The sequence below is a fragment of the Burkholderia sp. 28_3 genome, assembly GCF_003253915.1.
In the GTDB taxonomy this organism is placed as follows: domain Bacteria; phylum Pseudomonadota; class Gammaproteobacteria; order Burkholderiales; family Burkholderiaceae; genus Burkholderia; species Burkholderia cenocepacia.
Genome location: NZ_QKZF01000010.1, coordinates 1 through 25,812 on the forward strand (window position 1 = coordinate 1; position 25,812 = coordinate 25,812).

23 protein-coding genes are annotated in these 25,812 nt (G+C 67.8%); 6 read left to right on the top strand and 17 right to left on the bottom strand.

All coding sequences use genetic code 11. From position 1 onward, the window contains the following. Positions 1–263: 263 nt before the first annotated feature. Genes DFS13_RS21015 through phnS form a run of 7 tightly spaced genes read right to left on the bottom strand, consistent with a single transcriptional unit; the run spans position 264 to position 7,558 of the window. A complete protein-coding gene (locus DFS13_RS21015; protein ID WP_111442082.1) occupies positions 264–818 on the bottom strand; it encodes a phosphonate degradation HD-domain oxygenase in 555 nt (184 codons plus the stop codon). A gap of 4 nt (positions 819–822) precedes the next feature. After that, entirely contained in the window at positions 823–2,277 is a 1,455-nt protein-coding gene (gene phnY / locus DFS13_RS21020; protein WP_034203268.1) for a phosphonoacetaldehyde dehydrogenase, read from the bottom strand. Continuing rightward, positions 2,274–3,584: a phosphonoacetate hydrolase gene (gene phnA / locus DFS13_RS21025; RefSeq protein WP_166677922.1), complete on the bottom strand. Its 1,311-nt coding sequence runs from the start codon at positions 3,582–3,584 to the stop codon at positions 2,274–2,276. The genes phnY and phnA overlap by 4 nt, the downstream gene beginning before the upstream one ends. Then, a complete protein-coding gene (gene phnV, locus DFS13_RS21030) occupies positions 3,581–4,441 on the bottom strand; it encodes a 2-aminoethylphosphonate ABC transport system, membrane component PhnV (protein WP_006489484.1) in 861 nt (286 codons plus the stop codon). The genes phnA and phnV overlap by 4 nt, the downstream gene beginning before the upstream one ends. Next, on the bottom strand, positions 4,431–5,351 hold the full coding sequence (gene phnU, locus DFS13_RS21035) for a 2-aminoethylphosphonate ABC transporter permease subunit (RefSeq protein WP_006489467.1): 921 nt from the start codon (positions 5,349–5,351) through the stop codon (positions 4,431–4,433). Before phnU ends, phnV begins: the two co-directional genes overlap by 11 nt. After that, positions 5,329–6,432 (bottom strand): 2-aminoethylphosphonate ABC transport system ATP-binding subunit PhnT, encoded by a 1,104-nt coding sequence (gene phnT / locus DFS13_RS21040; protein ID WP_006494272.1) that lies wholly within the window; start codon positions 6,430–6,432, stop codon positions 5,329–5,331. Before phnT ends, phnU begins: the two co-directional genes overlap by 23 nt. A 34-nt stretch (positions 6,433–6,466) precedes the next feature. Further along, positions 6,467–7,558, bottom strand: coding sequence for a 2-aminoethylphosphonate ABC transporter substrate-binding protein (gene phnS / locus DFS13_RS21045; RefSeq protein WP_006489475.1), 1,092 nt, complete (start codon positions 7,556–7,558; stop codon positions 6,467–6,469). Between the two features lie 261 nt (positions 7,559–7,819). On the opposite strand from phnS, the gene DFS13_RS21050 reads away from it, so the two are divergent. Then, on the top strand, positions 7,820–8,929 hold the full coding sequence (locus DFS13_RS21050) for a 2-aminoethylphosphonate--pyruvate transaminase (protein ID WP_034203267.1): 1,110 nt from the start codon (positions 7,820–7,822) through the stop codon (positions 8,927–8,929). A 97-nt stretch (positions 8,930–9,026) separates the two neighbouring features. Here DFS13_RS21050 and DFS13_RS21055 read toward each other — a convergent pair whose 3' ends face one another. Genes DFS13_RS21055 through aroQ form a run of 3 tightly spaced genes read right to left on the bottom strand, consistent with a single transcriptional unit; the run spans position 9,027 to position 11,715 of the window. Next, complete coding sequence (locus DFS13_RS21055) at positions 9,027–10,370, bottom strand: MFS transporter (RefSeq protein WP_006489486.1); 1,344 nt, start codon at positions 10,368–10,370, stop codon at positions 9,027–9,029. A gap of 38 nt (positions 10,371–10,408) precedes the next feature. Continuing rightward, positions 10,409–11,263 carry a shikimate dehydrogenase gene (locus tag DFS13_RS21060; protein ID WP_006489465.1) on the bottom strand — a complete coding sequence of 285 codons (855 nt, stop codon included), beginning with the start codon at positions 11,261–11,263 and terminating at the stop codon, positions 10,409–10,411. Beyond that, positions 11,260–11,715 carry a type II 3-dehydroquinate dehydratase gene (aroQ, locus tag DFS13_RS21065; RefSeq protein ID WP_006489476.1) on the bottom strand — a complete coding sequence of 152 codons (456 nt, stop codon included), beginning with the start codon at positions 11,713–11,715 and terminating at the stop codon, positions 11,260–11,262. Before aroQ ends, DFS13_RS21060 begins: the two co-directional genes overlap by 4 nt. Before the next feature lie 257 nt (positions 11,716–11,972). Here aroQ and DFS13_RS21070 point away from each other — a divergent pair, with 257 nt between their 5' ends. Both DFS13_RS21070 and DFS13_RS21075 read left to right on the top strand, forming a co-directional pair. Then, positions 11,973–13,865 carry a bifunctional sugar phosphate isomerase/epimerase/4-hydroxyphenylpyruvate dioxygenase family protein gene (locus DFS13_RS21070; RefSeq protein WP_060210992.1) on the top strand — a complete coding sequence of 631 codons (1,893 nt, stop codon included), beginning with the start codon at positions 11,973–11,975 and terminating at the stop codon, positions 13,863–13,865. A gap of 287 nt (positions 13,866–14,152) precedes the next feature. Then, the gene (locus DFS13_RS21075; RefSeq protein WP_006489463.1) at positions 14,153–14,416 is read left to right on the top strand and encodes a hypothetical protein; all 264 of its coding nucleotides are present in this window, start codon (positions 14,153–14,155) and stop codon (positions 14,414–14,416) included. Positions 14,417–14,500: 84 nt separating this feature from the next. On the opposite strand, the gene DFS13_RS21080 is transcribed toward DFS13_RS21075, so the two are convergent. Then, the gene (locus DFS13_RS21080; RefSeq protein ID WP_006489480.1) at positions 14,501–15,295 is read right to left on the bottom strand and encodes an AraC family transcriptional regulator; all 795 of its coding nucleotides are present in this window, start codon (positions 15,293–15,295) and stop codon (positions 14,501–14,503) included. Positions 15,296–15,875: 580 nt separating this feature from the next. Between DFS13_RS21080 and DFS13_RS21090 the strand changes: the two genes are divergently transcribed. Continuing rightward, positions 15,876–17,054: a branched-chain amino acid ABC transporter substrate-binding protein gene (locus DFS13_RS21090; protein ID WP_006489492.1), complete on the top strand. Its 1,179-nt coding sequence runs from the start codon at positions 15,876–15,878 to the stop codon at positions 17,052–17,054. 314 nt (positions 17,055–17,368) lie between these two features. Continuing rightward, entirely contained in the window at positions 17,369–18,679 is a 1,311-nt protein-coding gene (locus tag DFS13_RS21095; RefSeq protein ID WP_060224768.1) for an MFS transporter, read from the top strand. 113 nt (positions 18,680–18,792) lie between these two features. Here DFS13_RS21095 and DFS13_RS21100 read toward each other — a convergent pair whose 3' ends face one another. From DFS13_RS21100 to garD, 4 genes are all read right to left on the bottom strand, one after another. Then, positions 18,793–19,230, bottom strand: coding sequence for a DoxX family protein (locus DFS13_RS21100; RefSeq protein WP_111442083.1), 438 nt, complete (start codon positions 19,228–19,230; stop codon positions 18,793–18,795). A gap of 163 nt (positions 19,231–19,393) precedes the next feature. After that, the gene (locus tag DFS13_RS21105; RefSeq protein WP_006491332.1) at positions 19,394–19,849 is read right to left on the bottom strand and encodes an RbsD/FucU family protein; all 456 of its coding nucleotides are present in this window, start codon (positions 19,847–19,849) and stop codon (positions 19,394–19,396) included. Between the two features lie 79 nt (positions 19,850–19,928). Beyond that, the gene (locus DFS13_RS21110) at positions 19,929–20,321 is read right to left on the bottom strand and encodes a nuclear transport factor 2 family protein (protein ID WP_111442084.1); all 393 of its coding nucleotides are present in this window, start codon (positions 20,319–20,321) and stop codon (positions 19,929–19,931) included. A gap of 183 nt (positions 20,322–20,504) precedes the next feature. Then, positions 20,505–22,058: a galactarate dehydratase gene (garD, locus tag DFS13_RS21115; RefSeq protein WP_111442085.1), complete on the bottom strand. Its 1,554-nt coding sequence runs from the start codon at positions 22,056–22,058 to the stop codon at positions 20,505–20,507. A gap of 229 nt (positions 22,059–22,287) precedes the next feature. On the opposite strand from garD, the gene kdgD reads away from it, so the two are divergent. Next, positions 22,288–23,202 (top strand): 5-dehydro-4-deoxyglucarate dehydratase, encoded by a 915-nt coding sequence (gene kdgD / locus DFS13_RS21120; protein ID WP_111442086.1) that lies wholly within the window; start codon positions 22,288–22,290, stop codon positions 23,200–23,202. Between the two features lie 87 nt (positions 23,203–23,289). Here kdgD and DFS13_RS21125 read toward each other — a convergent pair whose 3' ends face one another. Together DFS13_RS21125 and DFS13_RS21130 are read right to left on the bottom strand one after the other, a co-directional pair. Beyond that, a complete protein-coding gene (locus tag DFS13_RS21125; protein ID WP_034203261.1) occupies positions 23,290–23,844 on the bottom strand; it encodes a hypothetical protein in 555 nt (184 codons plus the stop codon). Positions 23,845–24,035: 191 nt separating this feature from the next. Beyond that, entirely contained in the window at positions 24,036–25,613 is a 1,578-nt protein-coding gene (locus DFS13_RS21130) for an aldehyde dehydrogenase (NADP(+)) (RefSeq protein ID WP_111442087.1), read from the bottom strand. Positions 25,614–25,812 lie beyond the last annotated feature (199 nt).

The window sequence follows — 25,812 nt, forward strand, 5'->3', positions numbered from 1 at the left end:
AGATTATGAACCGTGTTTCGCAGTTCGTCAACAACTTTCTGAACGACTTCGTTGCGACTGCGGGGCTCAACTTCCGTACCGCCGAGGCTCGCTACTTCCGAACCCCAACAGCACTGCTTCCCTTCCTTCCGCGCCGCGTTTCCGTTAGCGCGAAAGAGGCGTGATTCTATGCAGCTCACGGCGATCGCGCAAGGGGTTTCGCAAAAAATATAAGGTGCCGCACGCTGCCGCGTGCGGCACCTTATATAGAAGCAACCGAACCGTCAGGAAACCACGCGCGCCTGGCGTGCGACGATCGCCATATAGTGATCGAGATCCGGCGTCGCCTTGCGTGGCTCCTTCGCCGTATCGTCCCAGCGGCGCAGGTGCAGCGCGTCCTCCGCGAACGGGCGCTGCAGGAACGCCGCCGCTTCCTCGTCACTGAAGATACCGCCCTGCAACGCCAGGCTGCGCACCGAGTCCGGCGACAGGCTCTCGAAATAGCCGGCGTCCGTGCGGCACAGACAGCGCTTCGCGTCGACGTGCAACCGGATCGGCTCCAGCACCGCGTCGGAAAACAGCGGCCGCAGGAACGGCAGCACGTAATACTGATGCAGATCGTCGATCCCGCGCGCGCTCGGCGTGTCGCCCTGGCGATTCAGCAAATGGCCGAGGTCGTGCAGGAACGCCGCCGCGACCAGCGCTTCGTCCGCCCCGGACGCTTCCGCCAGCAACCCGCTCTGCAATGCATGCTCGAGCTGCGTGACGGGTTCGCCGCTATAGGCCACATGGCCATGCTCGCGATACAGGCCGTGGATCTCTTCCACCGTCAGCGCCATTCGTTTACTCCCAAGGCAGCGAAAACGTCTTCAGGTTCGTGAAACTCTTCATCGCCTCCTGGACGCCTTCCTTGTAACCGAGCCCCGAATCCTTGATCCCGCCGAACGGCGACAGTTCGATCCGGTATCCGGGCACTTCCCATACGTTCACCGTGCCGACGTTCAACTCGTTCACGAACCGTACGACGGCGGCCGTGCTGTCCGTACAGACACCCGACGACAGCCCGAACGCCGTGCCGTTGCTGAGCCGGATCGCGTCGTCGATCGTATCGAATGCGATGACGGGCGACACGGGCCCGAAGGTCTCCTCGCGCACCAGCGTCATCGACGGATCGACGTTGTCGAGCACGGTCGGCGCGTACAACGCGCCGCGCCGCACATTGCCGGTCAGCAGGCGCGCGCCCTGCGCGACCGCCTCGTTCACGCGTGCCTCGAACAGTCGCGCCGCGGCTTCGTCGATCACCGTGCCCATTTCGTTCGAGGGATCGAATGGATCGCCGTATTTCCAGGCGCGCGTCTTCTCGACGAGCAATTCGGTGAACGCCGGCGCGATGGAGCGCTGCACCAGCATCCGCTTGACGGCCGTGCAGCGCTGGCCCGAATTCCGGTACGAGCCCAACACCGCGAGCGACGCCGCGCGGTCGGGATCGGCATCGGCGAGGACGATCAGCGGATCGTTGCCGCCCAGCTCCAGCACGATGCGCCGGTAGCCGGCCCGCGCCGCAATCGCCTTGCCGATCGCGACGCCGCCCGTGAACGTGATCAGCGACGCATGCGGATGCGTGACGAGCTCGTCCGCGATCTCGGCCGGGTCGCCGGTCAGCACCTGCAGCATCGGTTCCGGCAGCCCGGCTTCATACAGCAGGTCGGCCAGATAGAACGCCGACAGCGGTACCTTCTCCGACGGCTTCACGATCACGCGGTTGTTGGTCGCGATCGCCGGCGCGATCTTGTGCGCGACCTGGTTCATCGGATGATTGAACGGCGTAATCGCGACGATCACGCCGTCGAGCGGCTGGCGCTGCGAGAACACGCGCCGCGCCTTGCCGTGGGGCGTCAGGTCGCAAGAGAAACTCTGCGCGTCGTCACGCAGCGCCTCGACCGCCGCGAACTTCAGCACGTCGGCCACCCGGCCGATCTCGTAGCGCGAATCCTGTTTCGACAATCCCGACTCGAGCGTGATCAGGTCGGACGCCTCCTCGGTGCGCTCGCGCAGCAGCGCGGCCGCACGTTCGAGAATCTGCGAGCGTTCGTAGCGCGTCAGCGTCGGCCGGTAGGCCATCGCGTAATCGAACGCCGCACGCACGTCGTCGACGCTGGCGAGCGGCGCGGTGCCGACGCGCGTGCCCGTGTACGGGTCCGTGACGTCGAGCGTGCGCTCGCGCATCGCGCGCGTGCCGCACCAACGCAACGCTTCGGCACGAAACGACGGATGATCTTGCCGCGGATGAGCCATCATGTCGCGATCCGGTTCAACACGAAATCGAACACGTCGAAGTTACGCGGGCGACGTGCGGGATCGTCCCGCTCGATACGGCGATTGAACAGCAGCGGCACCTCCTGCTCCGACACGCCGCCATGCGAACGCAGCGGCACCGTGAGGCCCGACAGATCGTGGTCGCGTTCACGCGTACCGAGCGTCATGTCGCGGCGGCCGATCACGACGAGATCGCCGATCCGGTCGGCCGGCAGTTCGAAACGAGCGGCGGCTTCCGCGTTGTCGAGCACGAGCTCGACGCCATCGAGGCCACCGATGCGCCACATCGCTTCGGGCCGATCGACGCCCGGCGCCAGGTAGATCGTCGCGAACGAACCGAGCGCGCCGTGATGCACGACGTACGGATCGGTAATCGGCAGGATCACGCGCGCCGCCTGCGTGCCGTACCAGCCGTCGAAGGCGTCCTGCAGATAGATCACGTTCGGCCGGCCCGTCTCCGGATCGTGCTTCGCGTTCATCCCGTGATCGGCCGTGAGCCCGATCACCCAGCCGAGCGCGTCGAGCTGCGCGAGGTAGCCGTCCATCATCGCGTAGAACGCGTTCGCGCCGGCACTGCCCGGCTCGCATTTGTGCTGCACGTAGTCGGTGGTCGACAGGTACATCAGGTCGACCTGCCGCGTCTGCGCGAGGCGTACGCCGGCCGCGAACACGAATTCGGACAATGCCGCGCTGTACACATCCGGCGACGGCAGGCCGACCCAGTCGAGCACGTCGACGATCCCGTTTTCCGCGAGATTGGCCTGCGCGGCCTTCTCGGCCGAAAAGCAGATGCCGTTCAGCCGCCAGCCGAGCAGCCGGCGCAGCTTGTCCTTCGCGGTCACGACGGCCACCCGCGCGCCGGCGTCGGACGCCGCGGCGAGCAGCGTGCCGGCCCGCAGGTAGGCCGGGTCGTTCATCATGACTTCGGCGCCGCGCCCGCCGTCGGCGGCCGGATCCCAGAAGTAGTTGCCGCAGATGCCGTGAACCGACGGCGGCACGCCGCAGACGATCGACAGGTTGTTCGGGTTGGTGAAGGTCGGCACGACGCAATCGGCGCGCCACGCGGTGCCTTGCTCGATCATCCGGCCGATGAACGGCGCGACGCCCGCTGCCACCGCCCGTTCGAGATAGTCGTACTCGCAGCCGTCGACACAGATGACGACGGTCGGCTCGACCGGCAGCCGGTAGCGCCGGCCGTTGACGTCGATCGAGCGTCCCGCGAGATCCGGCGCACCCTTGCCGGCGGCCGGTTGCTCGCCGGGGAGCCGCAACGCGAACGCGGCGTTCATGATGCCGCCCGCTTGCCGCGCGGCACGCGCGCGGCGATCAGCAGCAACGCCGCGAGCGACGCGCCGAGCATCAGCAGCGACAGCGCCGACGCCGGCAGGTAGTAGCCGCGCTCCACCTGCCCGATCACGACGATCGGCACGGTCGCGAAGCCGGGCGGATATACCGTCAGCGTCGCGCCGAGCTCACCGAGCGACAGCGCGAAGCCGAGCGCGAGGCTCGCGCGCAGCGCCGGCACGAGCTGCGGCAGCAGCACGCGGCGCAGCACCATCGCGGGCGGCGCACCGAGGCTCGCGGCAGCTTCGCGCAGCACGGTCAATTCCGGGCGCAGCGCGGCGGCCGCGCAGCGATAGCAGAACGGCAGAATCAGCGCGAGCTGCACCAGCACGACGATCGCCGCCGAGCTGGACAGGTCGAGCGGCTTCCGGTGATACGCGATCAGCACCGCGAGCCCGAGCACGACGCTCGGTACGCCGTTCGGCACCATCACAAGCGCGTCGACGACCGCCCCGAGGCCGCGCCGGTCGCGCCCTTCGAGCGCGAGCGCCAGCCACAGCCCGAGGATCGTGCCGAGCGCCGATACGCCGAAGCCGATTTCGAGGCTCGTCACCAGCGCGTCGTATTCCGGCGAGCCGAGCCGCTCGAACCAGCGCAGGCTGTAGCCGGCCGGCAAGATCGTGCCCGACCACTGCGTCGACACGCTCGACAGCGCGACGACGATCACCGGCAGCACGAACAGCCAGAAGCACGCGAACGCGGCCAATGCGAGCGCGGCGCGCGACGCATGCTTGAGCAACGCGTCGGTCCAGCCGACCTGGTGCCGCGGCACGGCCTGCCCGATACGGAATTCAGCGGACATCGTTCCCTCCCGTCGCACGCCGGTTCACCCGGCGATAAACCGCATACAACGCCAGCGACAGCGTCAACATCACGACCGCGCCGGCCGACGCGGTCGGCAGGTCGAGATCGACGGTCGCGCTGCTGTAGATCGCGACCGGCAACGTGACGAGCCGCGCGCTGCCGAGCACGAGCAGGATGCCGAACTCGTTCAGCGTCAGCAGGAAGCACAGCACGGTGCCGGCGGCGATGCCCGGCCACGCGATCGGCAGCACGACGCGGCGCGCGAGCATCCAGCCGGGCGCGCCGAGGCTGCGCGCGGCTTCGATCAGCCGCAGGTCCAGCGTCGCGAACGACGCGAGCGTCGGCCGCACGACGAACGGCGTGTAGAACACGGTCTGCGCGAGAATCACGCCGCCGATGCCGAACAGGAAATCGAGCGGCGGATGCTCGAGATGGAACAGGTGCTGCAGCGCGATGCTGACCGAGCCCTGCGAGCCGTACAGGAAGATCAGCGTGAACGCGACGAGGAACGACGGAAACGCGACGTACAGCTCCAGGAAGCGCGTGACGAGCGATGCACCCGGGAACGGCTTGAAGAACAGCAGCGCGGCCAGCAGCACGCCGAACACCGATGCGGTGCCGGCGCTCGCGAACAGCACGCCGAGCGTCGTCAGCAGCACGTTGCGCGTGTCGGGATTGCCGAAGAAGGTGCGGTACGCGGCGAAACTCAGCCCGTGATCGCCCGACACGCTCAGCAGCACGAGCCGCACCAGCGGATAGACGACGAGCGGGCCGAGCACGACGATCGCCAGCGCAGCGAGGTGCAAATCGCCCATGCGCCTGCCGCGCCGCGCGGCCGCGGCGTGTGCGGCGGCCGACGCGAGCACGTGCGGCGGCAGGCCGGCTTCAGGGCTCGATAAGGACGACATCGTCTGCCTCGCAATGCAGGGACACGCGCGCACCGCGCTCGGGAGCCGCGCCGCGGCCGCGTTGCATCGTGACGCGCACGGGCTCGTCGGGCGCCGCGTCGATCACGACGGCGATCGACAGGTCCGCGCCCTGCCATTCGACCGACGACACCGTGCCGTGCAGGCCGCCCGCTGCGGGCGGCATCACGGTCAGCCGCTCGGGACGCACGCACGCGACCTTGCCGCGCACCTCGTGGCGCGGATCGCCGAGCGGGAAGATCACATGCGGCGGCAGCAGGTTCGCCGGGCCGAGATAGCGCGCGACGTAGCCGTCGCGCGGCGCGTCGTACAACTGCTGCGGCGTGCCGAGCTGCGCGATGTGACCATCGCGCATCAGCAGCGCGCGGTCGGACAGCACGAGCGCATCGTCGCGGTCGTGCGTCACGCAGACGACGGTCAAGTTCGGCAGGCGCTCGTGCAGCGCCTTCAGTTCGCTGCGCACCGACGCGCGCAGGTTGGCGTCGAGCGCCGACAGCGGCTCGTCGAGCAGCAGCACGTCGGGCTCGATCACCAGCGCGCGGGCCAGCGCGACGCGCTGCTGCATCCCGCCCGACAGTTGCGCGGGCAGATGGTGACCCGCGTCGCCGAGCTGCACGAGCTTCAGCGCATCGGCGACGCGGCGCGTCACTTCCGACGACGCCATGCCACGCGCGCGCAGCCCGAATGCGACGTTCTCGAACACCGACAGGTGCGGGAACAACGCGTAATTCTGGAACAGCAGACCGAGGTTGCGCTTGTGCGGCGGCGCATAGGTCAGGTCGCGTCCGGCAACGGTCAGCGTGCCGGTCAGGCCGTCGGCCTTCACGAACCCGGCGATGAAGCGCAGCAGCGTGGTCTTGCCGCAACCGCTCTTGCCGAGCACGGTCAGAAATTCACCGGCGCCGATCGACAGCGACAGATCCTCCAGCACCGTGCGCGCGCCGTAGCGCACGCTCAGATGCTCGATCTGCACGCCGCCCGGCGCGCCGGACCGCAGCGTCGCGTGCGGTTCGGCGGCGCCGAATGCGCCGGGATGGGTCAGGGTGGTTTCCACCGGGTTCATCCTCTTGCTCGCGAATACAGGCGGCGTGCGCCGATCACTTCGGCTTGACGACGTCGAGCTGCTTGCCCGAGCTGCCGATCACGTCCTTCTTCCAGCGCTCGATCCACACCGGCTTCTTCGCCATCACCTGGGTCCAGTCGACCGGAATCAGCTTCACACCCGCGATCGCCTTCTTGACCGCTTCGCCGTTCTTGCCGGCCAGCGGCACGTCGGTGCGGCCCGGGATGCCGTACATGTCCGGCACCTTCGACTGCACTTCCGTCGACATCAGGTAGTCGATCAGCTTCCGGCCGGCGTCCTGGTTCGGGCCGCTCTTGATCAGGCCGATGCCGTACGGGAGCTGGAACGTGGTCGGCTGGTCGCCGTCCTTCGCGGCCAGGAAGATCGGCTTGATGGACAGCGCGCCGTGTTCGGCGTCGTCGAGGTCCATCTGCAGGTCGCCGTTCGCGACGCTGATCTCGTTGCGCGACAGCAGCACGTTCAGGTAGCCCGTGCCCTTCGTGTGGAACTTCACGCTCTGCGACAGCTTCGCGAGATAGTCGAACGCCTTGTCCTCGCCCATCAGCGACGTCGTCAGGATCAGCACGGCCATCCCGTCGCCGGCCGTGGCCGGGTTCGAGTACGCGACCTTGCCGGCGTAGGCCGGCGCGAGCAGGTCGGCGAACGTCTTCGGCTGGTTCTTCACGACGTCCGGGTTGATCGCGAACGAGAAGTAGTTGTTCACGAACGTCGCCCAGGTGCCGTCCTCGGCCTTCGCGATGGCCGGCACGTTCTTGTAGTTCACGCTCTGGTACGGCTGCAGCAGGCCCATCTGGCCGGCTTGCTGGATGAACGGCGGCAGCGTGACGATCACGTCGGCCTTCGGGGAATTCTTCTCGATGTTCGCGCGGTTCACCACCTCGCCGCTGCCCGCCGTCACGATGTTGACCTTCACGCCTTCCTTCTTCTCGAAAGCCGGCAGCACGTCGCGATAGAGGTTCTCGAGGCCGTCCGCCGTGTACAGCACGACCGCGTTTGCCGCATGCGCCGGCATCGCGGCGCCTTGCAGCAGACCGGCGGCGCAGGCGGCCAGCGCGAGTTTGCGGAACGCGCCGGCGGCGGCGCGCGAGGGTTTCTGCAGTGTCATCTCACTTCTCCGTAGGCGGAACACCAAACGGCCGGGGCACGATCCGGCTCTCCTGTTGTCTTCGGGCGAGCCGCCTGGCGGCCCGCCTCGCTACCGCGCTCAGGCTGGGTGTCGCGCGGCAACCGAAGGATCACAGCGTTCGATGACAAAGCCGTGACGAATGCCACAATTTCCAAAAAATGACACATTTTGCCACTATCATGCAAGTCATTCGGAAATGCCGTCCGGTGTTTCGTTCGCCCTTTGCTGGAGACAAAAGCCATGTCCGACCCGATCCTGCTCACGCCCGGCCCGCTCACCACGTCCGCCACAACACGCCACGCAATGCAACATGACTGGGGGTCGTGGGATGCCGCTTTCAACCAGCTGACGGCCAGCGTCTGCGCGGATCTCGTCGCCATCGCGCATGGCGGAGACGAGTACGTATGCGTGCCGATGCAGGGTAGCGGCACGTTCTCGGTCGAAGCCGCGCTCGGCACGCTGGTGCCGCGCGACGGCGTCGTGCTGGTGCCCGAGAACGGCGCGTATTGCGCGCGCATCCTGAAAATTCTCGGCCGGCTCGGTATCGACGCGATCGCGCTGCCGTTCGGCGAAGACGCGGCCGTCGACGCGGCGGCCATTGAGGCTGCGTTCGCGCGCGAGCCGCGCATCACGCACGTCGCGCTCGTGCACCTGGAAACGAGCGCCGGGATCCTGAATCCGCTCGACGCGATCGCGGCCGCGTGCCGGCGGCACGGCAAGCGGCTGATCGTCGATGCGATGAGTTCGTTCGGCGCGCTGCCGATCGCGCTGGCGGACAGCGGCATCGACGCGCTGATCTCGGCCAGCGGCAAATGTCTCGAAGGCGTGCCGGGAATGGGATTCGCGATCGTGCGGCGCGACGCGCTCGACGCGAGCGAAGGCAACTCGCCCTCGCTCGCGCTCGATCTCCACGACCAGTACGCGTACCTGCGCAGGACGGGGCAATGGCGCTTCACGCCGCCGACGCACGTGATTGCCGCGCTGCGCGCCGCGCTCGACCAGTATCTCGCCGAAGGCGGCCAGCCGGCGCGCGGCGCGCGCTATGCGGACAACTGCCGGACGCTGGTCGAATCGATGCGCGCGCTCGGTTTCGTGCCGTTCCTCGACGCGAGCGTGCAGGCGCCGGTGATCGTCACGTTTCACGCGCCCGACCATCCAGCCTACGATTTCCGCCGTTTCTACGACGCGGTGCGCGACGCGGGCTTCATCCTGTATCCGGGCAAACTGACGCGGCTCGAGACGTTCCGCGTCGGCTGCATCGGCGCGATCGATGCGGGCGATATCCGGCGGGCGGTCGCCGCGATCGCGCAGGCAATCGAATCGCTCGGCATCGCGATGCAGCCCGCATGAAGCGAGGTATGTGCCGACCGGTCGGCACGCGCAAACAAAAAACCCGGCGGCCAACCGGCCGCCGGGCGAACGCACCGAGTGTACGTGGAGCCGGTGCTTACAGCTCGATCCGCTTGATGTCGCCGACGACGAAGATGTACGACAGCGCACCGACCAGCGCGATCACGCCGATGAACACGAGCGCGCCGACGAACGAGCCGGTCGACGCGACGATGAAGCCGACCACGAGCGGCGTGACGATGCCCGCCAGGTTCGCCGCGAAGTTGAAGATGCCGCCCGTCACGCCGAGCAGGCCGTCCGGCGCGATGTCCGACACGAGCGTCCAGCCGAGCGCGGCCATCCCCTGCGCGAAGAACGCGACCGACATGATCGCGATCACCGCCTCGTTGCTCTGCACGTAGTTCGCGAGAATGATCGTCGACGCGAGCAGCAGGCCCGCGATGATCGGCAGCTTGCGCGCGAGGTTCGCGGACTTGCCGCGGCGCAGCAGCCAGTCGGAGAAGATCCCGCCGAACATCACGCCGACCGACGCGGCGATGAACGGCATCACCGCGAAGAAGCCGATCTTCAGCCAGCCCATGTGGCGCTCGGTTGCCAGATAGGTCGGGAACCAGGTCAGGAAGAATACGAGCGTCGAGTTGCCGGCGAACTGGCCGAGGCAGATGCCCGCGAGCTGGCGCTTCTTCACCAGTTGGCCGACCATCGACCAGCTGAACTTGGCCTGCGCCGGCTTGCCGCTCTTGTCGCCGTCCTTGCGCGCACCGTGCACGAGACCGCCGCCCGCTTCGATATAGGCCAGTTCCGCCGAATTCGCGCCCGGGTGGTTGCGCGGCTCGTGGTAGAACTTCCACCAGACCAGGCCGAACACGATGCCGACCGCACCGACCACCCAGAACAGCGAGCGCCAGCCGAACGCGCCCATCAACGCGAACAGCACCGGGCTGAAGAACGCGAGGCCGATGTACTCGCCGACGGTGTAGGTGCCGGTCGCCATCGCGCGTTCGTTCTGCGGGAACCACGTCGCGACGACGCGGCTGTTGGTCGGGAAGCACGGCGCTTCCGTCACGCCGAGACCGAGCCGGCACGCGAGCAACGTCGCGACGCCCGGCACGAAGCCTTGCAGGAACGTGCACAGCGACCACAGCGTCATCGACCAGTAGTAGGTGATCTTGCTGCCGAAGCGGTCGAGGAACAGGCCGCCGGGCACCTGCATCGCCACGTACGTCCACGAAAACGCGGAGAACATGACGCCCATCACGGCCGCGTTGATGCCGAGCTCCTTGGTGAGCTGCGGCGCCGCCACGCCCAGCACGGTGCGGTCGAGATAGTTGATCATCGTGCCGATCGCGAGCAGCGCGAGGATCTTGTAGCGCGCCGACGTGCGCCGGACCGTGCCGGCCGCCTGCGCCGGCGCGGCGCTCGTGTGGGTGGTGTGTTGCATGGTCGTCTCCTGTCTCTCTTTCTGTGTCTGCAAGGGGGTCAGCGCGCGACGAGCGACTGAAAGTGATCGAACATCCGCTCGGCGTCGGGCGTGCGCCCGGTGAAGAGCTCGAACGCGTCGACGGCCTGGTACACGGCCATCCCGCCGCCCGGCAGCGTCGCGCAGCCGGCCGCGCGCGCGGCGTGGATCAGTTCGGTTTCGAGCGGGAAATACACGATGTCGGCCACCCACATGCCTGCGTGGAGCAGTTCGGCCGGCAGCGGCAGGCCCGGATGCTTGGCCATGCCGGTCGGCGTGCAGTGGATCAGGCCGGTCGTTGCGCGCATCGCGGCCGCGAGATCGCTGCCCGGCGTGACCCGGGCGGCAGGGAAGCGCTGCTGCAATTCGCCCGCCAGCGCGGTGGCGCGCGTGCCGTCGACGTCGAAAATCGTCAGTTCAGCCGCGCCCATCTGCAGCGCGGCGTGCGCGACGGCCGCGCCCGCGCCGCCCGCGCCGAGCTGGACGACGCGGTCGAGCTTCGCGTCCGGCAGCCCGCGGCGGAACGATTTCGCAAAGCCCGACCAGTCGGTGTTGTGGCCGATCCGCTTGCCGTCCTTGAACAGCACGGTGTTCACCGCGCCAAGCGCACGCGCGTCGTCCGACAGCGCGTCGAGGTGCTCGATCACGCGCTGCTTGCACGGATGCGTGATGTTCAGTCCGTTGTAGCCCATCCGCTGCGCGGCCTCGAGCAGTTGCGGCAGTGCGTCGACGGTCACGCCAAGCGCATCGAGATCGATGCGCCGGTACACGTAGCCGAAGCCCTGGCGGAAGCCCTCTTCCTCGTGCATCGCGGGCGACAGCGAACCGCCGATGCCCTGGCCGATCAGGCCGATCAGAAACGACGGGCGGCTCATCGGGCGGCCCCCTGCGCGAACAGCGTCGCCAGGCGCTGCAGCGCGAACACGTAGCCTTCGGTGCCGCAGCCGCAGATCACGGCTTCGGCGATCGCCGAGATATACGAATGGTGGCGAAACGCCTCGCGGCGATGGACGTTCGAGATATGCACCTCGATCACCGGCTTCGCGATCGCGGAAAGCGCGTCGGCCAGCGCGACCGACGTGTGCGTATAGGCGGCCGGGTTGATCACGATGCCGTGCGTGTCGTGACGCGCGGCATGCAGCCAGTCGATCAGCTGATGCTCGGCGTTCGACTGGCGAAACTCGATTTCCAGCCCGAGCCCTTCCGCCGCCGTGCGGCAGCGCTGCTCGAGATCGGCGAGCGTTTCCGCGCCGTAGATATGGGGCTCGCGGGTGCCCAGCAGATTGAGGTTCGGGCCGTTCAGCACCAGCACCTTGTGCTTGCTCATCGTGTTTCTGCTCCTGAAACAGGGGCAGACCAGGATCGGCGCCGCCCCGAAGACATCGGAATTTGGCGCTAGTGTGCGCCCGTGCACGCGGGCTGTCTTTTCGGGTTTTCGCTAATTTGTACCACCTAGTTAGTTTGTACAATACGCATCACTAACCCAGTAAATTCGGGATATGGCGCGCGTACGGAACTCAACGACTGGTTCATTCAGGGCCGGTTCGACCGGCGCCATGCCCTGTTCATCCGCAGGAAACGCCCATGCAGCGCTCGATCGCCACCGTGTCACTGTCCGGCACGCTCGCCGAGAAGCTCGCCGCCGTCCAGGCCGCGGGCTTCGACGGCGTCGAAATCTTCGAAAACGATCTCGTCTACTTCGACGGATCGCCGGCCGACGTCCGGCGCATGGCCGCCGACCTCGGCCTCGACATCGTGCTGTTCCAGCCGTTTCGCGACTTCGAGGGCGTGAGCGCGGCCCAGCTTGCGCGCAATCTCGACCGGATCAAGCGCAAGTTCGACGTGATGCATGCGCTCGGCACCGACCGCATCCTCGTCTGCAGCAGTGTGGCGGCCGACACGATCGCGGACGACGGGCTGCTCGTCGACCAGCTCGGCGTGCTCGCCGAAGCCGCGCGGCAGGCCGGCGTGGTGGCCGCGTACGAAGCGCTCGCGTGGGGCCGCGTCGTGAAGCGGTACGGCCACGCGTGGAAGCTCGTGAACGCGGTGAACAGCCCGCACCTCGGCCTGGCGCTCGACAGTTTCCACACGCTGTCGCTCGACGATTCGCCGGACGCGATCGCCGACATCCCCGGCGACCGGATCGCGTTCGTGCAGATCGCCGACGCGCCGAAGCTCGTGATGGACGTGCTCGAATGGAGCCGCCACTACCGCTCGTTCCCGGGCCAGGGCGACTTCGACCTGGCGCGCTTCACCGCGCGCGTGATCGAGTCGGGCTATACGGGGCCGCTGTCGCTCGAGATCTTCAACGACGGCTTCCGCGCGGCGCCGACCGCGCTCACGGCCGCCGACGGCCATCGCTCGCTGCTCTATCTGGAAGACCTGACGCGCGCGCGGCTCGCGCAGGACGGTCGCACGCCGGCCGCCAGCCAGCCGCTGTTCGCGCCGCCGGCCCCGCCCGCGCACGTCGGGTTCCAGTTCATCGAATTCGCGGTCGACGCACCGGCGGCGGCGACCGTCGGCGAATGGCTCGGCCGGATGCGCTTCCGGCTCGCCGGCCGGCATCGCTCGAAGGACGTGACGCTGTTCCAGCACGGCGCCGCGTCGATCGTGCTGAACGCCGAGCGCGACTCGTTCGCCGATGCGTTCTTCCAGCAGCACGGGCTGTCGCTGTGCGCGTCGGCATTCCGCGTCGACGATGCCAAAGTGGCGTTCGAACGCGCGGCCGGCTTCGGCTACGCGCCGTTCTCCGGCCGGGTCGGGCCGAACGAGCGTGTGCTGCCGAGCGTGAAGGCGCCGGACGGCAGCCTCGAATATTTCGTCGACGAGGCGCCGGATGCGCCGACGCTGTATGAATCGGACTTCGTGCTGACCGACATCGACGGCCCGAGCGAAGTCGGCCCGCTGACGGGCATCGATCACGTGTGCCTCGCGCTGCCGGCCGACGCGCTCGACACCTGGATCCTGTTCTTCAAGACGGCGTTCGGCTTCGAGGCCGAGCGCAGCTGGCTCGTGCCCGACCCGTACGGGCTGATGCGCAGCCGCGCGGTGCGCAGCGCCGACGGCTCGGTGCGGATCGCGCTGAACGCGTCGGTCGACCGCCATACGGCCGTCGCCGAATCGCTCGACCGCTACCACGGCACCGGGCTGAACCACGTCGCGTTCCGCACCGACGACATCGTGAAGACGGTCGCCGCGTTCGCGGCCGACGGCGTGCCGTTCCTGCGGATTCCGGCCAACTACTACGACGATCTCGCCGCGCGCTACGCGCTGCCGGACGAACTGATCGACACGCTGAGCGCGCATCACCTGCTGTACGACCGCGACGAGCACGGCGGCGAATTCCTGCATGCGTACACGGAGCTGGTCGACAACCGCTTCTCGCTGGAGATCGTCGAGCGGCGCGGCGGATACGACGGCTATGGCGCGGCGAATGCGGCCGTGCGGCTCGCCGCGCAGGCGCAGCGCAGGAAATAAGGAAAGGACGCGAAGCGGAGTTGGGGCCGGACCACGCAAGCGATTCGGCGACCATTCGGGCGGCCCACCTTTCACCCGCACCATCGTGGTGAATCGCACCGCCGAAGGCCCGCCCGCACGGCCGGCGGCGATCAGCGGGGAAGCTACGCGGCGTCTGGCGTTACATCCCGTAACCCGTACCGCAGCGCAGCATTGCGCCGTCCGCCACGGTTTTAAGAATCGCTTAAGTCTTCGACGGCACCATCCGCAACCAGTACCCGATGGTCATCTCGAAAAGGAGGAAAGCGATGAGCGCCGTAGAAGCACCCGCGGGCCGCCCGGCCGCGCCCCCTGCAAAGAAGACGATGCTGCGCCGCCTGCTCAGTCATCATGAAATCGCGACGCTGCTCGTGCTGCTGCATGCGCCGATCGGTGCGAACGCCAAACCCGAATTGCCCGCGCTGCAGGAAGCCGGCCTCGTCGAAATGGTCAAGCTCGACCCCGATACGGCCCCGAGCTTCCGGCTGACCGAAGACGGCACGGCCGTCCTGAAAGGGCTCGGCTACCGCTGAGCCGCCGCTTTCACCGCTTCACCCTTCCCGCTTCCCCGCCTTACCCCGATCCCCGCAACGCGCCGGCCACGCCGGCGAGTTGCGTCACCCCGCCCGCTCCTGCAGCATCAACCGGTATTCCGTCGGCGTCACGCCGACCGTCGCCTTGAACTGACGCGTGAACGCGCTGTGATCCGTGTAGCCGCACAGTGCGGCGACGTCGGTCACCTTGTCGTGCGTGACGAGCAGCGCGGTGGCCGCGTCGAGCCGCGTCTTCAGCAGCACCTGGCGCGGCGTCAGGTGGAACACCTTGTGGAAGTAGCGTTCGAGCTGCGCGACCGACATCCCGGCCATCTGCGCGAGCTGCTTCAGGTTCAGCGGCTGCACGTAATGATCCTGGATGTGCTGGACCACGTCGGCGAGCCGGCTGTAGGCCGGGTGCGATCCCTCGTGCGCCTTCAGGTCGCGCGAGATGCCCGCGAGGCCGACCACCCGGCCCGCGGCGTCGCGCAGCGGCTCCTTGCAGGTCAGGCACCAGCCTGGCTGGCGGCCCGGATACAGGTGCAGCTCGAGCTGGTCCATCAGTTGCTGGCCGGCGTTGATCGTCGCCATGTCCTGCTCGAAATAGCTGCGGCCGAAGCGACGCGGAAACACCTCGTCGGCCGTCTTGCCGAGCAGGTCGCGCTTGTCCTTGTAGCCGCAGCGCATCGCCAGCGTGCGATTGACGATCGCGTAGCGGCCGCTCGCATCCTTCACGAAGAACGCGACGTCCGGCAGCGCATCGAACACCGGTTCGAGCAGGCGGAAATGCACGAGCATCGCGCCGAGATCGGCGTTGTCGGGCTGGTAGCGCAACGTGTCGGACAGGCTCATGGGCGGTACGGCAAGCAAGGTCGTCATCCCGGCAACCGCGAAGCGAGTGGCAGATGGCGTCGATTATAGGAGCGCCCCTTCGTTCGCGTCGCGCTGAACGCGGGGCGGGCAAGGCGGCGGCCGGTTGCATCGTGCGTCGCGATCGGCCGCATCGGTCAGCCGCACAGGTTGCGCACACAACTACTGCGAAGCGCGTGCGGCGCCGGCGAAGGTTCCGCTTTCGCCGCGGCCGGCGCAGCACATCGACACACTGCCAGCACGCCCCCGAATCCGCCATCCTAAAAATGCCGGCGACCCGCGTCTTGGCGGGTTTGCGCATTCGCCATGACGATTTCGGCATATATCAGGGTAATCGACGATATGCCGATATCGTCGCCGGTCACGCATCGAACGCGCAAGACGCACGCATTTTCGCTATCTAGACTTCGCTTCACGGTCACGAGACGACATCCCGCCGCTGCCGCAATCGGCACGCACGACCCGTCGCATCCGCCGTCGCGCACGCCGATTCCGGCATAGCACACGCAGCACGCGGCGAGCACGCATCGCCGCTGCGCACCGGCCTGCGGATCGATACGTCTCGCCCGGTTTACCGGCGCCGGCCCGCATGCCGGCGGCGGCCCAACCACGCCATCAAGGGGAAGTGAAAGTGAAGCTGAAGGTATCGCACGTCGCGCTGGCCGCCGCCTGCGCACTGTCGGGCGCGCACGCCATCGCCGCCGACGTCGTCAAGATCGGTTTCGCCGCACCGCTGACCGGCCCGCAGTCGAATTACGGCACGGACATGCAGAAGGGCGTGCAGCTCGCGATCGCCGATTTCAACGCGACGCATCCGACGATCGGCGGCAAGCCCGTCACGTTCCAGCTCGACTCGCAGGACGACCAGGCCGACCCGCGCACCGGCACCACCGTCGCGCAGCGACTGATCGACGACAACGTCCGCGGGATCATCGGCCACTTCAACTCGGGCACCAGCATTCCGGCGTCCGACCTGTACGATCGCGCGGGGCTGCCGCAGATCTCGATGGCGACGTCGCCGCAATACACGGCGCGCGGCTACAAGACGACCTACCGGCTGCTGACGAGCGACGCGCAGGCGGGCCGCATCGTCGGCACGTACGCGGTGAAGACGCTGCGCTTCAAGCGCATCGCGATCATCGACGACCGCACGGCCTACGGCCAGGGCATCGCGGACGAATTCGCGAAGGCCGTGGAAGCGGCCGGCGGCACGATCGTCAAGCGCGACTTCACGAACGACAAGGCGCTCGATTTCTCCGCGATCCTGACCAACCTGAAGGGCATGAATCCGGACGCAATCTTCTACGGCGGCGGCGATGCGCAATCGTCACCGATGATCCGCAAGATGCGCCAGCTCGGGATGAAGTCGGCCTTCGTAACGGGCGAAATGTCGCGCTCGCCGACGTTCCTGAAGGTCGGCGGCGACGCGGCCGAAGGCGCGATCGTCTACATGGGCGGCCTGCCGAAGGAAAAGATGCCGGGCTTCTCCGGCTACGCGGCCCGCTACAAGGCGCGCTTCAACGAAGACGTGATCACCTACTCGCCGTATTCGTACGACGGCACGATCGCGCTGCTCACCGCGATGAAGGACGCGAACTCGACCGACCCGAAGGTGTACACGCCGTACCTCGGCAAGGTGTCGATCAAGGGTGTGTCGGCCCCGAGCATCGCGTACGACGCGAAGGGCGACCTGAAGGATGCGCCGGTGACGATCTACAAGGTCGAGCGCGGCGCGTTCAAGCCGGTCGATACGATCGCCGGCAACTGATACGCGCCCCTTCCCGCGCGGCGCGCCAGCGGCTCACCGGCCGCCCGCGCCGCGCGCGCTTCGGCCGCCTGGTCCGAAGCCGTCCTCGGCGCGCGCCCGCGCGCAGGCATTTCGCGCTCCTGTAGAATCCCCCCACCCGCTTTGACGCTTCGTCTCCGCCGTGCCCCATCCCGGTGCGGCGGCGCGTGTTGCGCGCCCCACCCGGCACGCCGCACGCTTCGACGACGCAAGCCGCGCCTTGTCAGTCCATGCCGAAAAGCGGGCCCTGGAGACGCAGCACCGACAACAACATTCGAATACCGATCGTCCTGACCATGCAAGCTTCCGAATTGAGCGGCGTGCCTCGCGCCGCCGAACGCGCGCTCACGCGCAGCGACTACAAGACCCTTGGCCTTGCCGCACTCGGCGGCGCCCTCGAGTTCTACGACTTCATCATCTTCGTGTTCTTCGCGCCGGCGATAGGACAACTGTTCTTCCCGCACGACATTCCCGACTGGCTGCGCCAGTTGCAGACGTTCGGCATCTTCGCGGCCGGCTATCTCGCGCGCCCGCTCGGCGGCGTGATCATGGCGCACTTCGGCGACCTGTTCGGCCGCAAGCGGATGTTCACGCTGAGCGTGCTGATGATGTCGGTGCCGACGCTGCTGATGGGCCTGCTGCCGACCTACGACACGATCGGCATCCTCGCGCCGGTGTTGCTGCTGCTGTTCCGCGTGCTGCAGGGCGCGGCGGTCGGCGGCGAAGTGCCGGGCGCGTGGGTGTTCGTGTCCGAGCACGTGCCGTCGCGCCATATCGGCTACGCATGCGGCACGCTGACCGCGGGTCTCACGGCCGGCATCCTGCTCGGCTCGCTCGTCGCGGCCGGCATCAACAGCCGCTACTCGACGGCCGAAGTCGGCGCGTTCGCATGGCGCATCCCGTTCCTGCTCGGCGGCGTGTTCGGGCTGTTCTCGGTGTACCTGCGCCGCTGGCTGCATGAAACGCCGGTGTTCGCCGAGATGAAGGCGAAGAAGGCGCTCGCGGCCGAGATTCCGCTGAAGGCGGTGCTGCGCGACCACGGCCGCGCGGTGATCGTGTCGATGCTGCTCACGTGGATGCTGTCGGCCGCGATCGTCGTCGTGATCCTGATGACGCCCGCGCTGCTGCAGAAGCAGTTCCACCTGACGCCCGCGACGACGCTGTTCGCGAACAGCGTCGCGACGCTGTGCCTGACGGCCGGCTGCATCACCGCGGGTTCGCTCGCGGGCTGGATCGGCGCGAAGCGCGTGCTTGGCATCGGCGGCATCGGGCTGGCCGCGTGCTACTACCTGCTGTTCGCGCAGGTCGCGGCCGATGCGTCGACGCTGCCGCTCTACTACGGGATCGCGGGCTTCATGGTCGGCACGATCGGCGCGGTGCCGTTCGTGATGGTCAAGAGCTTCCCGGCCGTCGTGCGCTTCTCGGGCATCTCGTTCTCGTACAACGTCGCGTATGCGATCTTCGGCGGCCTCACGCCGGTGATCGTGTCGCTGATGATGAAGTCGAATCCGCTCGCGCCGGTCGTGTACGTCGCGGCAATCTGCGTGCTGGGCGCGATCGCCGTGCAGTTCTCGAAGGATGCGAAGGATGTGAAGGACGCACGCTGAACGTCGGCGCGCACGCGCGGGCCGGATGAACGAAGGGCCGAATCCCGCGGCGTGCGGGATTCGGCCCTTTTGTTTTGCGTCGGCGCCGGCGTCGCGGCGCGAATTGGCTTAGCTCAACGCAGCACGCCGTACGACGAACTCGGCCGGCGCAGCGCGTCGATGCTCGCGCCGCCGGCGCCCGTGACGAACAGCAGCAGGAACCCGCCGGCGATCGCGACGTTCTTCCAGAAGTGGATCACCATGTCGTGCTGGACGGCCGCGTTCGTCGCGTCCCAGAAATTGTGCCCGACCATCGCGGTCGCGATCGTGTAGACCGCCATCAGCAACGCGAGCGGCCGTACCTTGTAGCCGACGATCAGCAGCAGGCCGCCGAGCCCCTCGATCGCGACGACGATCGGCGCGACGACCTGCTGATAGGGCACCTTCATCCCGTGCAGATACGCGACGAAGTCGCTGTAGCCGAGCAGCTTCATGATGCCGCCCCACAAGAACAACGCCGCCAGCGCCAGGCGTGCGAAAAAAATGACGCCGGAATCGACGGTACGCGTCATGCCTCTCTCCTCGTATGCAATTCGGCCGGCCGCGCGGCCCGGCAGGGCGCGCGGCAAATGGGCCAGCATAGAGGGTCTTTCCGCGGTGTCCAAGAAAAAGGTTGTAGCAAATCTTTACACTGCGGCGGCGACGCCCGCGGCCCGACGCGTGGAAAAAACGCGTTTAGCCCGCGTCGCTCAACAGCACGCCCTTCTTGAAGATGAAGCAGCCGTAGCCGCGCGTTTCGCCGGTGACGATCACCGCATACGCCTGCTGCGCGCGCTCGTAGAACGCGAAACGGTCGATGCCGGCGAGCGGCACCGCGCGCCCTTCCGCGCGGTCGATCTCGGCCTGCACTTCGCGCTGCACGGGCGGCACCGCGGCCGCGTCGCCGACGACTTCCATCCGCCATGCGGGCGTGTCGACGAACGTATCGAGCGGCAGCACGGACAGCACCGCGCGCACGACGCGCGCCGAATCGGCGCCGTCGATCCGCAGCGCGCGGCCGACCACCGTATGCTCCGCGACGGATTCCGCCGGGAAATTCGCATCGCAGATCGCGATTTCGTCACCGTGGCCCATCGCGCGCAGCGTGTGCAGGATGTCGGCGTGCAGCAGCGGGTCGAGATTCTTCAGCATGTCGGCTAGTCTCCGGGATCAGGAACGAATCGCATAACGTTACCCGATCCCGGCGGCCGCTGCGCATGTGCCGTTCGCGTCACGACGCCGCGGCCGGCATTTCGTCGATGAAGCCCGTGACCGATGCGAGGCGGCCCGATGCGTCGACGGTGCCGAAGTCCGAGCCCTTCACGATCGCCGCGCCGTCGGGCGACTCGAGCGCCCACGAGAACCGCAGATGCTGGCCGAACGCGTCGACGTCGGTCGTGCGGCGGAAGCGGTGCGCGGGGAAACGTTGCTGCACGGCGGCGATCATCGCATCGATGCCCGCGTGGCCGTCGCCGGCCATCAGCGGATCGCGATAGGCCGCGTCGCTCGCGTAGGTCGCATCGATCAGCGCGCGGCGGCGCGCGACGTCGGGTTCGTTCCACGCGTCGAAGTAGCGGTCGACCAGGTCGGCGTGGACGGACGAAGCGGATTGAGCGGTGTTCATGGCGAGGCTCCTTGTGTCGGTGGACGATGTCGCGGACGTTTCGGGTCCGCGTGCCGCTATCGTCGCCAGGCGCGCGCGGACGGTCGATTACGTGGGAGGTAATGAAATCGCGCGTGCGCCGCCCCAAAACAAAACGGGCGCCCGAAGGCGCCCGCATCGTCTTGCCGCTACCACCCGCACGTATCAGGTCACCGGCGCCGGATTGAACAGCGTCAGCGCATTCGCGAGCTTCCATTGCTCGGCCCACGTGCGGCGCTTGCCGCTGGCGACGTCGAGCATCAGCCGGAACAATTCCCAGCCCGTGTCCTCGATCGTCGCCGCGCCGGTCGCGATCCGTCCTGCGTCGAGATCCATCAGGTCGTGCCAGCGGCGCGCGAGATCGCTGCGCGTCGCGACCTTGATCACCGGCACCTGCGCGAGGCCGTACGGCGTGCCGCGGCCGGTCGTGAAAATGTGCAGGTTCATCCCCGCCGCGAGCTGCAGCGTGCCGCAGATGAAATCGCTCGCGGGCGTCGCCGCGTACAGCAGCCCCTTCTGCCGCGCCCGATCGCCGGGACGCACGACGCCGGCGATCGGCGCGCTGCCCGACTTCACGATCGACCCCATCGCTTTCTCGACGATGTTCGACAGCCCGCCCTTCTTGTTGCCCGGCGTCGTGTTCGCGCTGCGGTCGACGCGGCCGCGCTGCAGGTAGCGGTCGTACCAGTCCATCTCGCGAATGATCTCGCGGGCGACGTCCTCGTTCGCCGCGCGCGACGTGAGCTGCGCGACGCCGTCGCGCACTTCGGTCACTTCCGAGAACATGATCGTTGCACCCGCACGCACCAGCAGGTCGGCCGCGAAGCCGACCGCCGGGTTCGCGGTGAGCCCCGAGAACGCGTCGCTGCCGCCGCACTGCACGCCGACGACGAGATCCGACGCGGGACACGTCTCGCGACGGCGGCGGTTGAGCCGCTCGAGATGCGATTCGGCCATCTTCATGATCGAGTCGATCATCGAATTGAAGCCGACGTGCGCGGCATCCTGCAGGCACACGACGCCGCCGTTGCCGGTCGCGCCGTCGGCGGTCACCGGGATCGCGCCCGGCGGCAGCAGACGCTCGGGCTGCAGCTTCTCGCAGCCGAGGCTCACGGTCATCACTTCGCCGCCGAAATTCGGATTCAGGCTGATGTTGCGCAGCGTGCGGATCGGGATGTCGGCGTCCGGCGCATCGATCGCGACGCCGCAGCCATACGTATGTTCGAGCCCGACCACGTCGTCGACGTTCGGGTAGCCCGGCAGCAGTTCGTCCTTGATCCGCTTCACCGCATGTTCGACGACGCCCGACACGCATTGCACGGTCGTCGTGATCGCGAGGATGTTGCGCGTGCCGACCGAACCGTCGGCGTTGCGGAAACCCTCGAACGTATAGCCTTCGAGCGGCTCGAGCGGCGGCGCGGCACGCGTCGCGAGCGGCAGGTCGTCGAGGCCCGGCGGCTCGGGCATGCGCATCGTGCGCTCGTTGACCCAGCTGCCGCGGCGCAGGTCGGTCAGCGCATAGCCGATCACCACGTTGTAGCGCACGACCGGGTCGCCGGCCGCGAGGTCGACGAGCGCGACCTTGTGTCCTTGCGGCACGCCTTCGCACAGCGTCAGCCCGTCGGCGAACGTCGCGCCTTCGGGCAAACCGCCGTCGTTGACGACGATCGCGACGTTGTCGTCCGGATGCACGCGGATGTAGAGCGGGGAAGCAGTCATCGGAATTCCTGGAAGCATTCTGCGATATCGTTAGTCATCATACGACATTCAACCTCACTCGACGATGCTGCGTAAACCCTTATCCGGAAAGACCCTACCCTTGACCCGCCAGCAAACCGCTTGCGTCGCTCTTTCTTGCGTTGTACGATGACATACAACGACATCGCCAATTCGGCTCGTATGCCGTTCCCGACGAACCAGCACTCGCGCTAGACGGACGACCCCAACCATGACTTCACCGCAAGAACTCAAACAGATCATCTCCCACGGCCTGCTGTCGTTTCCGCTGACGGATTTCGACGTCGACGGCAGCTTCCGTCCGAGCACCTATGCCGAGCGCCTGGAATGGCTGGCGCCGTACGGCGCGAGCGCGCTGTTCGCGGCCGGCGGCACCGGCGAATTCTTCTCGCTCACGCAGCGCGAGTATTCGGACGTGATCCGCGTCGCGACGGAAACCTGCAAGGGCAAGGTGCCGATCCTCGCCGGCGCGGGCGGCGCGACGCGCGTCGCGATCGAATATGCGCAGGAGGCCGAGCGCCTCGGCGCGAGCGGCGTGCTGCTGATGCCGCACTACCTGACCGAAGCGAGTCAGGAAGGGATCGCCGACCACGTCGAGCAGGTGTGCCGCGCGCTGAAGATCGGCGTCGTGGTGTACAACCGCGCGAATTCGAAGCTGAATGCGGACATGCTCGAGCGCCTCGCCGACCGTTGCCCGAACCTGATCGGCTTCAAGGACGGCGTCGGTGAAATCGAGAGCATGGTCACGATCCGCCGCCGCCTCGGCGATCGCTTTGCGTACCTCGGCGGCCTGCCGACGGCCGAAGTCTATGCCGCCGCGTACAAGGCGCTCGGCGTGCCGGTGTATTCGTCAGCCGTGTTCAACTTCATCCCGAAGACGGCGATGGCGTTCTACGAAGCGATCGCGAAGGACGACCACGCGACGGTCGGCCGCCTGATCGACGAGTTCTTCCTGCCGTACCTGAAGATCCGCAATCGCCGCGCGGGCTACGCGGTCAGCATCGTGAAGGCGGGCGCGAAGCTCGTCGGCCACGATGCGGGCCCGGTGCGCGCACCGCTCGTCGACCTGACCGACGAAGAAGCGGCCGAGCTCGACGTGCTGATCAGGAAGATGGGCCCGCAGTAGGCGGGTTCGCCGGTGGCGCGGGCGTCCCGCTCCGCCTCCGTCTCACGCAATGGCCGCGCGGCTCGACGAGCCGGCGCGGCCATTGCATTACATCTGCGCGATCGCGCCGATGATCCGCTGACGCACACCGGTGAGCGTGCGCTGCGTCTCGTCGATCCCCTTGCGCGCCGCGAGCGGCCGGCCGCGCGCCGGCGACTCGGCGCCCACGATCTGCTCCAGCACGTCGCGATCGACGACTGCATCGAAGAAGCGCCCGACGGTAAACATCGCGTACTGCTTCGCCGTCGCGAGATGCGTGTTGGCCTGCGTGAGCGCGTCGGCGCGCTGCGCGCCGTTCGGCCCGTCGATGCTGCGGCGGTGCTTCAGCGCGAACACCACCGCCTCCATGTCTTGCTTGAAGCGCTCGACGGCCCTGCCGAAGATCACCGAATGCGGATCGGGGCCCACGACGGGCCGCCCCTGGTTGATCGTCACGTCGAATTCGCTGCCGCCCAGCTCGCGCTGCAGCGCGAACAGCGCGTCGGCCAGCACGCGCCCTTCGCTGGTTTCGCCGATCTGGGTACGGACCGATTTCGCGACGTCGCCGATCGCTTTCCACAATCCGGCCGCGAACAGGTGGTCGCCACGCTTGCTGATATTCATTGGATGGTTCCTTGTTGGTCTTGTGCGTCTCTCAGGCTCGCCCGCGGACCTGACGGTCCGAGGCTTCGCTACTGTAGGAGAAACGGTGCCAACAGGAAAGCCGCGCTGAAAAAAACGGAGACGGCCACCGGCCGCCTCCGTTTTTACCCATCCGGCGAGCGGCCCGGCGTCCGCCGCCGGGCCGCCGCCCGTCACTCCGCCTTGCCGTCCCGCAGCCGCGGAATCGCGAGCGGGTTGCCTTCCTGCAACCCTTCGGGCAGCAGGTCGTCCGGGAAGTCCTGATAGCACACCGGCCGCAGGAAACGCTCGATCGCCGTCGCACCGACCGACGTGACGGCCGGGTTCGACGTCGCGGGGAACGGCCCGCCGTGCACCATCGCGTCACACACCTCGACGCCGGTCGGGTAACCGTTGACCAGCAGGCGCCCGGCCTTGCGCTCGAGGATCGGCAGCAGCCGGCGCGCGAGCGGCTTGTCGTCGGCATCCATCTGCAGCGTGGCCGTCAACTGGCCTTCGAGCGCGTCGAGCACGCGTGCGACTTCGTCGAGATCGCGGCAGCGCACGATCAGCGACGCCGGCCCGAACACTTCGTGGCTGAACGCCGGCTCGGCCAGGAACGCCTGCGCGCCCACTTCGTACAGCGCGCCGCCCGCCTGGCAGTCGGTCTGCGCCGCCTCGCCCGCGCCGATTTCGCGCACGCCCGACAGTTCGGCCAGCTTGCCGCGACCGTGACGGTACGCATCGGCGATGCCGCGCGTGAGCATCACGCCGGCCGGCTTCTTCGCGAGCGCCTGCGCGGCGACCGTCTCGAAGCGGTCGAGATCGGGGCCGTCGATCGCGAGCACGAGGCCCGGATTGGTACAGAACTGGCCGACGCCGAGCGTCAGCGAATCGACGAAGCCCGCGGCGATCGCGTCGCCGCGCGCGGCCAGCGCGGCCGGGAACAGCACGACCGGGTTGATGCTGCTCATTTCCGCATAGACGGGAATCGGCTGCGGACGCGCGTTCGCGAGCTGCACGAGCGCCATCCCGCCCTGCCGCGAGCCAGTGAAGCCGACGGCCTGGATCGCCGGATGACTGACCAGCGCCGCCCCGATCACGCGGCCGGGGCCGACCAGCAGCGAGAACACGCCGGCCGGCATGCCGGTTTTCGCGACGGCGGCGCGGATCGCGCGGCCGACCAGCTCGGACGTGCCGAGGTGCGCTTCATGCGCCTTCACGATCACCGGGCAGCCGGCCGCGAGCGCCGACGCGGTATCGCCGCCCGCCACCGAGAACGCGAGCGGGAAATTGCTCGCGCCGAACACGACGACGGGCCCGAGCGCGACTTTCTGCAGCCGCAGGTCCGAACGCGGCAGCGGCGTGCGCGCCGGCTGCGCGGGATCGATCGACGCGGCGAGGAAACGTCCGTCGCGCACGACACGCGCGAACAGCCGGAGCTGGCCGACGGTACGGCCGCGCTCGCCCTGCAGCCGCGCGACGGGCAGGCCCGTTTCGGCGTGCGCGCGCTCGATCAGCGCGTCGCCGAGCGCGACGATTTCATCGGCGATCGCTTCGAGAAACGCCGCACGAGCCGCGAGCGGCTGCGTGCGGTACGCATCGAACGCGTCGCGTGCGAGTTCGCACGCGCGGTCGACGTCGGCCTGCGTCGCGACGCCGAACGCCGGGACGTCGATCGGCGCGCCCTTCGTCGGGTCGAACGCGCGCAAGGTTCCGGCCGAGCCGGCCACCGCTTCGGCGCCGATCAGCATCTCTCCTGTCAGTTGCATGGGTGTGCTCCGTGGTTCGGGAATGGATTGCCTATTGTAGCTCAACAGATACGATGTCTGCCGACATCCACGCAGTATCCTGTCCGCGGGCAAAGGCGCCGACGATACACGCGGAAGCCTCTCCCGGCTAGCTTCTCACGACTTTCCCACACTGTGATGACGATCCTCAAAGGGAAAACCCGAGGTTTCTGGATTCGAG

Coding starts and splice junctions, on each gene's coding strand:
- DFS13_RS21015 (WP_111442082.1), bottom strand. CDS start 818: ATGGCGCTGACGGTGGAAGAGATCCACGGCCTGTATCGCGAGCATGGC.
- phnY (WP_034203268.1), bottom strand. CDS start 2,277: ATGATGGCTCATCCGCGGCAAGATCATCCGTCGTTTCGTGCCGAAGCG.
- phnA (WP_166677922.1), bottom strand. CDS start 3,584: ATGAACGCCGCGTTCGCGTTGCGGCTCCCCGGCGAGCAACCGGCCGCC.
- phnV (WP_006489484.1), bottom strand. CDS start 4,441: ATGTCCGCTGAATTCCGTATCGGGCAGGCCGTGCCGCGGCACCAGGTC.
- phnU (WP_006489467.1), bottom strand. CDS start 5,351: ATGTCGTCCTTATCGAGCCCTGAAGCCGGCCTGCCGCCGCACGTGCTC.
- phnT (WP_006494272.1), bottom strand. CDS start 6,432: ATGAACCCGGTGGAAACCACCCTGACCCATCCCGGCGCATTCGGCGCC.
- phnS (WP_006489475.1), bottom strand. CDS start 7,558: ATGACACTGCAGAAACCCTCGCGCGCCGCCGCCGGCGCGTTCCGCAAA.
- DFS13_RS21050 (WP_034203267.1), top strand. CDS start 7,820: ATGTCCGACCCGATCCTGCTCACGCCCGGCCCGCTCACCACGTCCGCC.
- DFS13_RS21055 (WP_006489486.1), bottom strand. CDS start 10,370: ATGCAACACACCACCCACACGAGCGCCGCGCCGGCGCAGGCGGCCGGC.
- DFS13_RS21060 (WP_006489465.1), bottom strand. CDS start 11,263: ATGAGCCGCCCGTCGTTTCTGATCGGCCTGATCGGCCAGGGCATCGGC.
- aroQ (WP_006489476.1), bottom strand. CDS start 11,715: ATGAGCAAGCACAAGGTGCTGGTGCTGAACGGCCCGAACCTCAATCTG.
- DFS13_RS21070 (WP_060210992.1), top strand. CDS start 11,973: ATGCAGCGCTCGATCGCCACCGTGTCACTGTCCGGCACGCTCGCCGAG.
- DFS13_RS21075 (WP_006489463.1), top strand. CDS start 14,153: ATGAGCGCCGTAGAAGCACCCGCGGGCCGCCCGGCCGCGCCCCCTGCA.
- DFS13_RS21080 (WP_006489480.1), bottom strand. CDS start 15,295: ATGACGACCTTGCTTGCCGTACCGCCCATGAGCCTGTCCGACACGTTG.
- DFS13_RS21090 (WP_006489492.1), top strand. CDS start 15,876: ATGCCGGCGGCGGCCCAACCACGCCATCAAGGGGAAGTGAAAGTGAAG.
- DFS13_RS21095 (WP_060224768.1), top strand. CDS start 17,369: ATGCAAGCTTCCGAATTGAGCGGCGTGCCTCGCGCCGCCGAACGCGCG.
- DFS13_RS21100 (WP_111442083.1), bottom strand. CDS start 19,230: ATGACGCGTACCGTCGATTCCGGCGTCATTTTTTTCGCACGCCTGGCG.
- DFS13_RS21105 (WP_006491332.1), bottom strand. CDS start 19,849: ATGCTGAAGAATCTCGACCCGCTGCTGCACGCCGACATCCTGCACACG.
- DFS13_RS21110 (WP_111442084.1), bottom strand. CDS start 20,321: ATGAACACCGCTCAATCCGCTTCGTCCGTCCACGCCGACCTGGTCGAC.
- garD (WP_111442085.1), bottom strand. CDS start 22,058: ATGACTGCTTCCCCGCTCTACATCCGCGTGCATCCGGACGACAACGTC.
- kdgD (WP_111442086.1), top strand. CDS start 22,288: ATGACTTCACCGCAAGAACTCAAACAGATCATCTCCCACGGCCTGCTG.
- DFS13_RS21125 (WP_034203261.1), bottom strand. CDS start 23,844: ATGAATATCAGCAAGCGTGGCGACCACCTGTTCGCGGCCGGATTGTGG.
- DFS13_RS21130 (WP_111442087.1), bottom strand. CDS start 25,613: ATGCAACTGACAGGAGAGATGCTGATCGGCGCCGAAGCGGTGGCCGGC.